This is a genomic window from Gordonibacter urolithinfaciens (assembly GCF_900199375.1).
In the GTDB taxonomy this organism is placed as follows: domain Bacteria; phylum Actinomycetota; class Coriobacteriia; order Coriobacteriales; family Eggerthellaceae; genus Gordonibacter; species Gordonibacter urolithinfaciens.
Genome location: NZ_LT900217.1, coordinates 65,023 through 77,818, shown reverse-complemented (window position 1 = coordinate 77,818; position 12,796 = coordinate 65,023). Strand labels below are relative to the sequence as shown.

The window sequence follows — 12,796 nt, the reverse complement described above, 5'->3', positions numbered from 1 at the left end:
ATGGACATCCAGATCAACTACGACTACCGCAAAGACGAGCTGGAGAAGCTGCCGCTGCACGAGCTGGCGCAGTTCGTGCTCGCTCGCGAGGACAAGCCCTTCAACACGGAGGTGTCCGTGAGCTTCGTCACCGACGAGGCCATCGCCGCGCTCAACGAGAAGTACCGCCACAAGGAAGGCCCCACCGACGTGCTGTCCTTCGAATGCGACGGCGTGGACGACGACCTGTCGGCCATGACCCTGGCCGAGGACCCCGTCTACGAGCTGGGCGACGTGATCATCGCGCCCGACGTGGCCGCCCGCCAGACACGCGAGTTCGGCACGTCGTTCGAGGAGGAGATCAGCCTCTTGCTCGTGCACGGCCTGCTGCACCTCTGCGGCTACGACCACATCGCCGACGACGAGGCCGAGGTCATGGAGAAGCGCGAGGCCGAGATCCTCGAGGCGTGGTCGAAGCGCACGGTGTAGCGGAGAGGCGGGGAGGCGGCGTGGCTGCGGAAACGGCGGTGGAGGACGATCTCGTGGACGTTCCCGACAGGGGCGGGAGCGACGCGCGCGACGAGCCCCCCTGCTGCGGCGAGGGCTTCGTGCGCAACGACGCGGACAAGGGCGCCCGCTCGCGCTTCTCGCTCGTCTGCGCGTTCAAGTGCGCGTGGGACGGCATCGCCTATGCCGTGCGCACGCAGCGCAACATGAAGATACACTTGGGCATAGCCGTGCTGGCCGTGGCGCTGGGCTTCGCACTGCGCATCGACGGGGCCTCGTGGGCCGCGGTGATCCTCTGCATCGCCGCCGTGTTCGCGGCCGAGTGCGTGAACACGGCCATCGAGAGCGTGGTCGACCTCGTGTCGCCCGAGTACCACGAGCTGGCCCGCAGGGCGAAGGACTGCGGGGCGGGAGCCGTGCTCGTGTTCGCCGTCGTGGCCTTGGTCGTGGCCGCGGTGGTGTTCGGCCCGCGCGCGTGGGCTCTCTTCTTCGGCTAGCAAACGGCCGCTTCCCCTTGCTGGAACGGGTGACCGGGGGCGCCCCAAACATCGATCATAAGGATGCACGCTATGGATTTCCAACCGCACGCCGAGGGCTTCAAGTCAGGTTTCGTCACACTCGTGGGCAGGCCGAACGCCGGCAAGTCCACGCTCATCAACGCCATCATGGGCAAGAAGATCGCCATCACGTCCGACACGGCGCAGACGACGCGGCACCGCTTCCGCGCCGTGCTCACGCGCGAGGACTTCCAGCTCATCTTGGTGGACACGCCGGGCCTGCACAAGCCCCACGACGCCCTCGGCGAGGAGCTGAACACCTCGGCGCTCAAGGCGCTCGAGGACGTGGACGTGGTGGCCATGCTCATCGACGCCTCGCAGCCCATCGGCCGCGGCGACGAGTGGGTGGCTGCGCAGCTCTCCCGCGCTCGCTCGAAGAAGATCTGCGTGCTGTCGAAGGTCGACCTGGCGACGGAGAAGCAGATCGCCGCCCAGCGCGAGGCCGCCGAGGCCCTGGGTGCGTGGGACGCCATGGTGGGCCTGTCGTCGGCCACGGGCAAAAACGTGGAGGCCTTCGTGGAGGAGGTCGTGTACCTGCTGCCGGAGGGCCCCGCGTGGTTCCCCGCCGACATGGAGACCGACCAGCCCATCGAGGTGGTGGTGGCCGAGTTCGTCCGCGAGAAGATCCTGCGCTCGTTCCACGACGAGGTGCCCCACGCCATCGGCGTGCGCGTGGACGAGATGGAGTACGACAAGAAGAAGGACCTCCACCGCATCTTCGCCACGGTCTACGTGGAGCGCGACAGCCAGAAGGGCATCATCATCGGCAAGAAGGGCGCCGCCATCAAGCAGATCGGCACCGAGGCGCGCGCCGACCTGGAGCAGCTGCTGGGCACCCGCGTGTACCTGGACCTCTCCGTTAAAGTGAAGAAGAACTGGCGCCGCGACGCGAGCCAGATCCGCCGCTTCGGCTACGGCGAGGGCGCGTAGGGAGGCGAAGCCCGTGCGGGGGGCTGCCTGCAGCTTCGGCGCGGCGCCCTCTTGCAGGTATTGTCGCGAAACCGGCCATCGTCCGGATGCCCTGCCGCGCTCGCTGATTTTCCGTTACAATACGCAACGGAGTTGACTTCGCGAGGGAGACGCATGAGCATGATCTGTCCGAACTGCCGATCAGAGAACAAAGAGGGCGCGAAATTCTGCAACGAGTGCGGGTTTCCGCTGACCGGGCGCATGGCGGCCGTGGCCGCCGCATCGACGAGCGACGACACGCTGCGCTCGATAGCGGCCGAGGGCGGCGCCGCACCCGTTGACGATGCTGCCGCTGTCGACAAGGCGGCGGAGGGGTTGCCCGCGTGCGAGGCGGGCGCGCCCGAGGACGACGGGCCGGGGGCCGCGGAAGGCCCGGACGCCGGTGCCGGAGAAGCGGCCCCTGCGCGGCCGGCCGGCGACCCGGAGCCCCTCGCGTCCCCGGCCGTTCGCACGGCGCAGGGCTCGGGCCCGCTCGATCCCGCGAAGCTGCCGGTCATCGGCCTTGCGGGTGTCGACGTGGACGAGGACGGCAACGAGTTCGACTTCGGCGACATCGACGACGCTCCCGCCGCGGACGGCGGTCAGCAGGCAGCTGTGCCGAGCGCCGCGGTCACGGCGGACCTCTCGGGCTTGGACGAGTGCCTGGTGGATTCCAGCTATACGCCCCCCGCGGCCGCGTGGCGCTCGGGCGACACGATGGAGATGCCCCGCGTCGAGGGCAAGGCCGCGCCGAAGCAGAAGGAGTTCCGCGCACCCGACCCGCGCGAGAAGAAGCACGGCCGCGGCCGCGTGGTCGCCATCGTGATCGTGCTGCTGCTGGCCGCTGCGGCCGCTGCGGCGGGCATCACGTACCAGATGGAGCTCTGGGGCGGCAAGGTGGTCCCCGACGTGGCGGGCATGACGCAGGCCGACGCCACCTACCAGCTGGAGGGCAAGGGCTTCACCGTGCGCGCCACCCAGGTGAAGTCCGACGAGACCGAGGGCCTCGTGCTGCTCACCGATCCCGGGTCCGGCGGGCGCGCCGAGGAGGGCTCCGAGGTGGTCATCCACGTGGCGGTGCCGCGCATCGTCCCCGACGTGGTGGGCAAGACGCGCGACGAGGCGGCGAAGCTGCTCGAGGCCGAGGACTTCGCGCGCGTGACGTTCGCCGAGGAGAAGTCCGACACGGCCGAGGGCACGGTGCTGTCCGTGACCCCGGAGGCCGGCGAGAAGGCGAAGGCCTCCACGGACATCACCGTGACGGTGGCCGTGCCCTTCACGGTGCCCGACGTGGCCAACCAGCCGCTCGATGCCGCGAAGGCCGCCCTGGAGGAGGCCTCCTACGTGCCCGAGGTGGCGTACTACTACACCGAGGACGTGCCCGAGGGCACGGTGGTGGGCACGAGCCCCGCCGCGGGCGAGAAGCTGGCATCGGGCTCCTCCGTGACGGTGAACGTGGCCATGTCGCGCGCGAGCGTGCTCGTGCCGGCCGCGAAGGACTACCTTTCCAGCATCGGCACGATCTCCCTGGGCGGCACGACCTACGAGATCGTCTCGGTCGACGACGTGAAGTACACCGGCTACAACCAGACGTCGTTCACCGTGACGGCAGCGGCCGTGACCACGCTCGACGGCGAGACGGTGCGCGGTTCGTCCAAGCAGAAGAGCGGCACCATCGTCTGGGACGACAGCGACAACGTCGTGAGCGTCTCCTAGGCACGATGGCCAGCGCGACGTACACGGCGCGCGCCATCGTGCTGCGCAAGACGAAGCTGGGGGAGAGCGACCTTATCGTCACCCTGCTCGCCCAGGACGGCTCGCAGGCGCGCGCCGTGGCGAAGGGGGCCCGCAAGCCCTCGAGCCCGTTCGCCGCGCGGCTGGAGCTGTACTCCTCGGTCGACCTGCTGTGCTCGGAGGGCCGCAACCTGGACATCGTGAAGGAGGCGCGCATCGCCTCCTCCCATGAGCGCCTGCGCCGCGACTTGGAGCATGCGGCCTGCGCCGCGCCCATGGCCGAGCTTTTGGACCGCGTGACCCAGGAGGGGCTCGCGAACCCCCGCCTGTTCGCGCTCACCGAGGCGGCGCTCGGCGCGCTCGACGCCTCCAAGGCGCCGCAGGCCCCGGCCGTGTGCGCGGCGCACCTGCTGAAGGCGCTCGCGCTCTCGGGGCTGCGGCCGAGCCTGTCGTCGTGCGCCGTGTGCGGGGCCGAAGTCCGGGGCGGTGCGGGAGCGGGGACGGTGCCCCTGTCCTTCTGCGAGGGCGGCATCGTGTGTCCCGCCTGCCGTCCGTCCGTGGAAGCCCGGGACGTGCCGGGCGCGACCGTGGCCTGGTGCAGGGCGCTCATGGGCTCGACGTTCGCCGAGATCGCCGAGATCGACGTCCCCCCGTCCGCGTCGTTCGCCGTGCTGCGCTTCTGCCAGCAGTGGGCGCACGAGCACGTGGGCGCGAACCTGAAGTCGCTGAACTTCCTGTTCACCTGCGGCCTGTTCTGAACCGCGAACGCGTCGTCCGGCAAGGGCCGCCGCCGGGCGCGCAGCTGCAAGGCGGCGGCCCGCGAAGAAGGAGAAGGAACCATGCATACCTACACCCCGCGCGGCGTCTGCTCGCGCGCCATCAGCGTCGAGCTGGACGGCGACCGCGTGTCCCACGTGGAGTTCGCCGGCGGCTGCGACGGCAACCTCAAGGCCGTGTCGAAGCTCGTCCGCGGCATGGCGGTGGACGAGGTGGCGGCGCTGCTGGAGGGCAATACCTGCGGCCGCCGCACCACGTCGTGCGCCGACCAGCTCGTGCGCGCGCTGCGCTCCGCTCAGGCGGCCGAATAGGCCCAGAGGTTGCGGCACTGCCGTAGCACCGTATCGAAATCCCAGGTCTGCGCCGTGCGCTCGGGGCTGTTCGGGTCGCGGATCTCGAGGCGCCCGTGCTCGTCGATCCCCGCGAGCACGATGAAGTGGCCCGTGCTGGTGAAGTCGCCGGGCCCCATGCTGCATATCACGGGCCGGCCCGCCACGAGCGCGCGGCGCACCGATGGCTCGTCGGCGGGCAGCTCTTCTGCGGTAAGCCCCAGCTGGGCGGCGCCCTCGGTCATGAAGTCCCAGGCCGTGCCGTCCGAGGAGGCGCACCCTATCCGCTCGGACAGCGCGCCGGCGTCGGCGGGGGAGAGGTCGCTTTTGCCCGTGAGCGCCACGTATGCCATGGCCAGGCACGTGGGGCCGCAGCCGGTCACCCCGAACGCGTCGCCGCCGTAGAGGGCCTGCGACCAGGCGGGGTCGCGCTGGTAGAGCGCGGGGACCTCGCCGGCGCGCCAGGCGCTGCGGGGCGTGCTCTGCGGGGCGTCCGGCGTGCCCGTGCCAGCGGCCGCCCCGCCGTGAGCGAGGGCCGAGAGCGTGCCGACGGCGTACCAGCCCACCCCGGCGAGCGCGGCCACGAGCGCGACGGCCAGCGCCGCGCGCGCCGCGAGAGATCGGCGCCTGCGCGCCGCGGAGGGGGCCGGTGCGCGGTAGGAGGTGCGCGAGTACGCGGGCGCTCCGTTGCGTCCTATGGGCGGCATCGGCGCGGTGGCGGAGGCGCGCGCCGCGCGGCCCGCCGGCCGCCGATGCGCCGCGCGGTACGAGTTCGTGTACGTCATGGGTGCTTCCTTTCCTCGGTTCCTCCCTCCCAGTATCCCCAAGCAGCGCCCCCGCGTCCCTTGAGAACCGTCTACGGATCCCTTATGTTTTCCTTAATAATGCCCCTCCTTACACCGTGGGCGGGGGCGGGGCCGATACAATGGCCGCAAGGAGAAGCGAGGGCCGCGCAGCGGCCCGGCGCCCGGAGGGCGCGGAACGGCGAGGAGCGGGGCGTGGCGGAGACGAAGCTCATAGCGGTATGCGACGACGAGGCGGCCATCGCCGACCTGGTGGCCCAGCTGCTTGCCCAGGGCGGCTTCGAGGTGCGCACGTTCTACGCGGGCGCCGACCTTTTGGCCGCGGCCGCGCACGAGGCGTTCGACCTCGTCGTCCTGGACATCATGATGCCGGGCATGGACGGGTTCGCCTGCTGCCGCGAGCTTCGGCGCACGAGCTCGGTGCCCATCATCTTCCTCACCGCCAAGGACGAGGAGATCGACAAGGTGGTGGGCTTCGAGCTGGGGGCGGACGATTACGTGGTCAAGCCCTTCAAGCCGCGCGAGCTCCTGGCCCGCGTGAGAGCCCGCCTGCGCCGCAGCGCGCCGCCGGCAGAGGGCGGCCGCCCGCCCGGCTCCCAGCTGCTCGAGGCGCGCGGCGTGGCGGTGGACGAGGAGGCGTACGCGGCCACGCTCCACGGCGAACCGCTCGCGCTCACGCCCAAGGAGTTCGCCATCCTCGCGTGCCTCCTGCGCGCCGCCGGACGGCCGGTGGCGTCGCGCGATCTGTTCGAGGCCGTCTGGGGCGAGGAGGCGAACGCCCAGTCCAACAACACGGTCATGGTGCACATACGCCACCTGCGCAAGAAGCTGGCCGCCATCGACTCCTCCCAGGAGTTCGTCGAGACGGTGTGGGGCGTGGGCTACAAGCTGGGATAGCGGTATCGGCGTCGCACGGACGGCCGGCGGCGGGTGCGGCGGATGTGAGGGAAGGGACGCGCGATGGATGCGAGCGGATTCAGCCAGGCGAAGCAGGACCAGACGAGACGGCTCTCGAACAGCGTCCTGCGGCGCACGCTGGTGAACGTGGTCGTGTTCGCCGTCGTGTACCTGGCGCTGTTCCTCGGCTTCATGAACACGCTGGGATCGAGCCTGTCGAACCTCGCGTACAACCTCGTGGGCCAGAATTACTGGGTGCATACGGCCATCGCGAACCTGTTCCTCGTGTGCGTGGCCGTAGGCTTCATCGCAGGAATCGTGCTGGTGGTGCGCTCGGGCATCAACCGGGCCCTGCGCTACTTCGACCTGCTGCTCGACTCCGTGACCGACGTGCTGGCCAAGCGCGAGGGCCCCGTCGTGCTGCCGAGCGAGCTCGCGCCCACGGCCTTGTTCCTGAACGGCATCAAGGCCGAGGGCGAGCGCAGCGAGCGCGCGGCGAAAGCGGCCGAGGAGCGCAAGAACGAGCTCGTGGTGTACCTGGCCCACGACATCAAGACGCCGCTCACGTCCATCATCGGCTACCTGACGCTCCTGGAGGAGTCGCCCGACCTGCCGGTGGACGTGCGGGCGCGCTACACGGGCATAACGCTGGCGAAGGCGTACCGCCTGGAGGAGCTGCTCGACGAGTTCTTCGAGATCACGCGCTACAACCTGCAGACCATCCCCATCGAGCGCTCGCGCTTCGACGGCGCGCTTTTCGTGAGCCAGGTGATAGAGGAGTTCTACCCGCTGGCCGAGGGGCGCTCCCTCTCGCTCGTGTTCGACGGGCCGGACGAGCTGCCCGTGTTCGCCGACGCGGGGCGGGTGGCGCGCGTGCTGAACAACGTGCTGAAGAACGCCGTGGCCTACGCCGATGCGGGCACCGAGGTGCGCGTGCGCACGGGGCTCGTGGTCGCGCCGGACGGCTTCGTGTGGTGGGAGCTCACCGTGACCGACCGCGGCCGCGAGCTGTCGCCCGAGCACCTCGAGCGCATCTTCGAGAAGTTCTTCCGCGCCGACGCCGCACGCGGCTCGGACGGGGGCGGCGCGGGGCTCGGGCTCGCCATCGCGCGCGAGATCGCGCGCGCCCACGGCGGGGACATCTACGCCACGAGCGACGCGGGCCTTACGTCGTTCACCGTATGGATCCCGCAGGGCCCGAGCGTGGGGAAGTGAGGAGGGCGGCCGCCGTATCCGCCGCACGCGGCATCCGGGCGCGGCCCGCAGCGCGCGTTCCCGAAATTCCAGCTTGAAATCGATCGGCAACAAAGGGCCGCTATCATGAAGGCGTTATGCACGTGCCCGCGCCGCCCGCACGGGACGCAACCGACCGAGAGGAGCCCCATGCCCATCATCGAGCCCTACCGCCCCGACCTCGCCGCCCCCCTGCGCGCCTTCCTCGCGCGCTGCCTGCCCGAGTCGGGGCGCACGTTCGACCCGGAGGGGCGCCATGCTCACCTGCTCGACGTCGAGGCGGCCTACGAGGCCTTCTGGTGCCTTGTCGAGGACGGCGGCGACGTGGCCGGCTGCGTGGGCGTGCGGGCGCTTTCCAAGGACGTGTGCGAGCTCAAGACGCTGTTCGTTTACGAGCGCCTGCAAGGGCACGGCTGGGGTCGGCGCCTGGCCGAGCAGGCCATCGGCCTCGCGCGCTCCCGGGGCTTTCGGGCCATGCGCCTCGACACCATCTCCACGTCCGCGAACGCCATCGGCCTCTACCGCCGCTTAGGCTTCCGCGACATCGACCGCTACGACGACAACCCCCTGGCCGACGTGTTCATGGAGCTGGACCTGGTGCGGTAGCGGCCGAGGCCCTGCCGGCGGCCGCAATGTGGGCAACCTGTGGGTGAGGGCCACGGGCGCTTGCCCGCCCTTCCGGCATCGCCTACAATAGGCAGGCTGCGAAAACGCAGGCACTCTCCGCTTGGTCCGCATGTCTCACCGCATGCCCACCCAGAGGGGAGCGCAACGAACGCAACCGCCCTGGCCGGGCGGGGGCGATGACGAGGCGGCGCGCGAGCGCGCCCAAGGAAAGGTGGAACCATGGCCGACAAGCTCAGCATCACGAAGGAGCGCACCGCGGAGCTCATCAAGGAGTTCGGCAAGGGCGAGGGCGATTCCGGCAGCCCCGAAGTGCAGATCGCCATCCTCACGGAGCGCATCCGCAACCTCACCGAGCACCTGAAGGTGCACAAGAAGGACAAGCACACGCAGCGTGGCCTCATGATGCTCATCGGCAAGCGCCGCGGCCTCTTGAAGTACGTCAAGAACCGCGACATCGAGGAATACCGTGCCCTTATCAAGAAGCTCGGCATCCGCGACAACATCTAGCACGAACCGGGAGCCCGCACATGCGGGCTCCCGCGCATAGGCGGCGGCGGGGACCTGCCGGACAAGCCGCCCGCCGCCCTCCGCGCGTCGGAGGGGCGCCGTCCTTCGGGGACGGCGGGGAAAGGACAGCCGGAAGCGCGCAGCTTCCTTCTGTATAGAGCGGTCGGAAGCGCAAGGGCGCTTCTGCTCGCGGCCCGCCCGCAGGGAGCGGACGGCGCCGAAGAAGCTTGGCCGCACTAGGGCGTCCAAGGCGAAGAGAAAGAAATGTGCATATGGAGAAAATCGTCGAATCCTTCGAGCTGTACGGGAAGCAGTACCGCTTGGAGACGGGCGAGCTGGCCAAGCAGGCGACCGGTTCCGTGGTCGTCACGCAGGGCGACACCACCGTGCTGGTCACGGCGGTCATCGGGCAGGAGAAGGACTACGACTTCTTCCCGCTCACGGTCGACTTCATCGAGAAGATGTACGCCGTCGGCCGCATCCCGGGCGGCTACCTGAAGCGCGAGGCGCGCCCCTCGGACAAGGGCACGCTCACGGCGCGCATGGTGGACCGTCCCATCCGCCCCGGCTTCGTGGACGGCTTCAAGCGCGAGGTGCACGTGGTGTGCACGACGCTCGTGGTGGACAGCGTGAACCCGCCCGACACCATCTGCGTCATGGGCGCGAGCGCCGCCCTCATGCTGGGCGCGGCCCCCTTCGACGGCCCTGCCGCCTGCGTGCGCATCGGCCGCGACATCGAGACGGGCGAGTTCATCGTGAACCCGACGTTCGAGGAGTCCGAGCACTCCGACCTGGAGCTCACCATCGCCGGCACGGCCGACTACATCTCCATGGTGGAGGCGGGCGCCGACGAGATCTCCGAGCAGGACATGCTGGCCGCCATGGCCTTCGGCCAGGAGGCCATCGCCGCGTTCTGCGAGGTGCAGCAGCGCTTCCTCGACCGTGCGAACATCCAGCCGGTCGAGTGGCCGGTGCACGTGGCCGACCCGGCCATCGCAAGCCGCGTGGCGCCGTTCATGGACGAGATGTCCGCCGCGCTGCACGACGCCGACAAGCTGTCGCGCATGGGCAAGGTCGAGGAGCTCAAGGAGCGCATCAAGGCCGAGCAGTTCTCCGACGAGGAGCGCGCCGCCTGGAAGGGCGACATCGCCGCCGAGCTGAAGAAGCTCGAGAAGAAGGCCATGCGCGCCATGGTCATCGCCACCGGCGAGCGCGCCGACGGCCGCACGCCCGAGGAGATCCGCCCGCTCTACATCGTGCCGGGCTACCTGCCCCGCGTGCACGGCTCGGGCCTGTTCCAGCGCGGCCAGACCCAGGTGCTGTCCGTGGTGACGCTCGGCATGCTGAACGAGTGGCAGCGCCTCGACACCATCGACCCCGCCGAGGGCAAGCGCTACATGCACCAGTACAACTTCCCGCCGTACTGCACGGGCGAGGCGGGCCGCATGGGCGCGCCGAAGCGCCGCGAGATCGGCCACGGGGCGCTGGCGGAGCGCGCGCTTCTGCCGGTGCTGCCGGACGAGGACGAGTTCCCCTACGCCATCCGCGTGGTGTCCGAGGTGCTGGAGTCCAACGGCTCCTCGTCCATGGCCTCCACCTGCGGGTCCACGCTGGCCCTCATGGACGCCGGCGTGCCCATCAAGGCGCCGGTCTCCGGCATCGCCATGGGTCTCATCAAGGAGGGCGATGACGTGGTCATCCTCTCCGACATCCAGGGCATCGAGGACTTCCTCGGCGACATGGACTTCAAGGTGTGCGGCACGGAGAAGGGCATCACGGCCCTGCAGATGGACAACAAGGCCCGCGGCCTGTCCGTCGAGATCCTGGCCCGCGCGCTCGCGCAGGCGAGCGAGGGCCGCGCCCACATCCTGGACGCCATGCTGGAGACCATCGAGGCGCCGCGCGAGGAGCTCTCGCAGTTCGCGCCCCGCATCGAGACGATCCACATCCCGGTGGACAAGATCCGCGACGTCATCGGCAGCGGCGGCAAGGTAGTCCGCGGCATCCAGGAGGAGACGGGCGCCCAGATCAACATCGAGGAGGACGGCACCATCCACATCGCCGCCATCGAGGGCCCGGCCGGCGAGGCCGCGAAGGCCATGATCCTGGGCATCGTGAAGGAGCCCGAGGTGGGCGAGCAGTTCGACGGCGAGGTCGTGGGCATCAAGGACTTCGGCGCGTTCGTCAAGCTGACGCCTGGCAAGGACGGCCTGCTGCACATCTCCCGCGTGGCCAACGGCCGCGTGGCCTCCGTGGAGGACGTGCTCACGCTGGGCGACGTGGTGAAGGTGGAAGTGCTCGAGGTGGATCCGAAGACGGGCAAGATCTCGCTCGACCGCCTGGACAAGCCGGACGCCCCCGAGGGCGCGAACAACGGCGGGGAGCGGCGCGAGCGCAGCGACCGCCCGCGCCGCGAGGACCGCAGCGAGCGCAGCGAGCGGGACAACCGTCCCGGCCGCAGCAACCGCAACGGCAACGGCAACGGCAACGGCCGCACGCCGCGCCGCCGCCACGAGGGCTAGCAAACAACGGGGAGGCCGCGGGGACGCGGCCTCCTTCTTTATTCAGGGGCCGTATCAAAAGCCCCAGAACGCAGGGACAGGGACAGGGAGAGGAGGGACAGAGGGACGGTTCTCTTGTCCTGCAGATGCTGCGGGACAAGAGAACCGTCCCTCTGTCCTGCGCCCCTGTCCTGCGGTCCCGGATACTGTGGGACAAGAGAACCGTCCCCCTGTCCCGCCGTCCCCCTGTCCCGCCGCGAGCCCCACGCATCCCGCAGGCGATGGCGATGGCTTGCGGCCCCGCCTCGACATCTCCCTCCCTCAAACCAGCCGGCCGGGACCGTGCGTGCAGAGGCGGCCGCCCCGGCGCACCCTGCCAACCTGCGAGGTTGAATGGATGCGCCGGTCCGGCCGCTCCCGAACGCCCGACAACGGCCGGCTGACAAGACGAAGCCGACAGGAAAAAGCATCCCCTCCTGCCGTCCGCCAAACGGTGCCGCCGGGGTAACGATGCGCCTTTCGGTCGGCTTCGCGTGGTAGGATGTTCCAGACCGTGAACGAAAGGCAGGAATCGCATGATCAGAGTAGCAGTGTCGGGGTGTGCGGGCCGCATGGGCGCCACCGTCGTGGAGGCGGTGGGCGCGGCGCCGGACATGGAGGTGGCCTGCGGCATCGACCCGCATGGGCAAAGCGCGGCGTTCCCCGTGTTCGCCAGCGTTGCCGAGGCGCTCGGTGGCGCGGAGTTCGACGTGCTCGTGGACTTCACGCAGCCCTCCGTCGTGGCGGGCAACCTGCGCGCGGCGCTGCCGGCGGGCGTCGATTGCGTCGTGGGCACCACGGGGCTCTCGAACGCCGCGCTCGAGGAGCTGGCCGCGCTCGCGCCTGCGGGCACGTGCCTCTTTTACGCACCGAACTTCACCACGGGGGCCGTGCTCATGATGGAGTTCGCGAAGGCCGCGGCGCCCTACTTCCCGGAGGCCGAGGTCATGGAGTTCCACCACTGCAACAAGAAGGACGCCCCCTCGGGCACCGCGGTGCGCACGGCCGAGATCATCTCCGCGGCGCGCGGCGGGCGCGCGAGCGAGGCGCCCGGGCGCGAGACGGAGATCGAGGGCGCCGAGGGCGCGCGCGGCGCGCTCGTGGCAGGCGTGCCGGTGCACTCCGTGCGCTCCATGGGCTACGTGGCCAGCCAGGAGGTCGTGTTCGGCTCGCTCGGCCAGACGCTCTCCATCCGCCACGACTCGTGGGACCGCGAGTCGTACATGCCGGGCGTGCTGCTGGGCATTCGCAGCGTGGGCGGGCGGTCGGGCCTGATTGTAGGTTTGGAGAACTTCATGGCGTGAGGGCGGTACCAAGCCTCCGCCCATGGCATAATAAACGTTTGTACGATAGGCAAG

13 protein-coding genes are annotated in these 12,796 nt (G+C 70.0%); 12 read left to right on the top strand and 1 reads right to left on the bottom strand.

Annotation, left to right across the window (positions count from 1 at the left end):
* The 6 genes from ybeY to BN3560_RS00325 all read left to right on the top strand — a co-directional run bounded on the left by ybeY (position 1) and on the right by BN3560_RS00325 (position 4,813).
* Positions 1 to 468 carry an rRNA maturation RNase YbeY gene (gene ybeY / locus BN3560_RS00350; protein WP_096226542.1) on the top strand — a complete coding sequence of 156 codons (468 nt, stop codon included), beginning with the start codon at positions 1 to 3 and terminating at the stop codon, positions 466 to 468.
* Between the two features lie 20 nt (positions 469 to 488).
* Positions 489 to 983, top strand: a complete 495-nt coding sequence (locus BN3560_RS00345) for a diacylglycerol kinase family protein (RefSeq protein ID WP_224768046.1) — start codon at positions 489 to 491, stop codon at positions 981 to 983.
* A gap of 72 nt (positions 984 to 1,055) precedes the next feature.
* Positions 1,056 to 1,973, top strand: a complete 918-nt coding sequence (gene era, locus BN3560_RS00340; RefSeq protein ID WP_096226541.1) for a GTPase Era — start codon at positions 1,056 to 1,058, stop codon at positions 1,971 to 1,973.
* A 153-nt stretch (positions 1,974 to 2,126) separates the two neighbouring features.
* Positions 2,127 to 3,707, top strand: a complete 1,581-nt coding sequence (locus BN3560_RS00335) for a PASTA domain-containing protein (protein WP_227115575.1) — start codon at positions 2,127 to 2,129, stop codon at positions 3,705 to 3,707.
* Positions 3,708 to 3,712: 5 nt separating this feature from the next.
* Positions 3,713 to 4,483 (top strand): DNA repair protein RecO, encoded by a 771-nt coding sequence (gene recO / locus BN3560_RS00330; protein ID WP_096226540.1) that lies wholly within the window; start codon positions 3,713 to 3,715, stop codon positions 4,481 to 4,483.
* Positions 4,484 to 4,564: 81 nt separating this feature from the next.
* On the top strand, positions 4,565 to 4,813 hold the full coding sequence (locus tag BN3560_RS00325) for a TIGR03905 family TSCPD domain-containing protein (RefSeq protein ID WP_087189745.1): 249 nt from the start codon (positions 4,565 to 4,567) through the stop codon (positions 4,811 to 4,813).
* Here BN3560_RS00325 and BN3560_RS00320 read toward each other — a convergent pair.
* A complete protein-coding gene (locus BN3560_RS00320; protein ID WP_227115576.1) occupies positions 4,798 to 5,616 on the bottom strand; it encodes a C39 family peptidase in 819 nt (272 codons plus the stop codon). The two genes, BN3560_RS00325 and BN3560_RS00320, sit on opposite strands and share 16 nt — an antisense overlap.
* 213 nt (positions 5,617 to 5,829) lie before the next feature.
* Here BN3560_RS00320 and BN3560_RS00315 point away from each other — a divergent pair, with 213 nt between their 5' ends.
* From BN3560_RS00315 to dapB, 6 genes are all read left to right on the top strand, one after another.
* Positions 5,830 to 6,531 (top strand): response regulator transcription factor, encoded by a 702-nt coding sequence (locus BN3560_RS00315; RefSeq protein WP_227115577.1) that lies wholly within the window; start codon positions 5,830 to 5,832, stop codon positions 6,529 to 6,531.
* 63 nt (positions 6,532 to 6,594) lie between these two features.
* A complete protein-coding gene (locus tag BN3560_RS00310) occupies positions 6,595 to 7,746 on the top strand; it encodes a sensor histidine kinase (RefSeq protein ID WP_087189747.1) in 1,152 nt (383 codons plus the stop codon).
* A gap of 168 nt (positions 7,747 to 7,914) precedes the next feature.
* Positions 7,915 to 8,370: a GNAT family N-acetyltransferase gene (locus BN3560_RS00305; RefSeq protein WP_157780518.1), complete on the top strand. Its 456-nt coding sequence runs from the start codon at positions 7,915 to 7,917 to the stop codon at positions 8,368 to 8,370.
* 240 nt (positions 8,371 to 8,610) lie between these two features.
* On the top strand, positions 8,611 to 8,898 hold the full coding sequence (gene rpsO, locus BN3560_RS00300; protein ID WP_015538750.1) for a 30S ribosomal protein S15: 288 nt from the start codon (positions 8,611 to 8,613) through the stop codon (positions 8,896 to 8,898).
* Positions 8,899 to 9,170: 272 nt separating this feature from the next.
* Positions 9,171 to 11,420, top strand: coding sequence for a polyribonucleotide nucleotidyltransferase (gene pnp, locus BN3560_RS00295; RefSeq protein WP_096226537.1), 2,250 nt, complete (start codon positions 9,171 to 9,173; stop codon positions 11,418 to 11,420).
* A 554-nt stretch (positions 11,421 to 11,974) separates the two neighbouring features.
* The gene (gene dapB / locus BN3560_RS00290; protein WP_096226536.1) at positions 11,975 to 12,742 is read left to right on the top strand and encodes a 4-hydroxy-tetrahydrodipicolinate reductase; all 768 of its coding nucleotides are present in this window, start codon (positions 11,975 to 11,977) and stop codon (positions 12,740 to 12,742) included.
* The last annotated feature ends 54 nt before the right edge of the window (positions 12,743 to 12,796 follow it).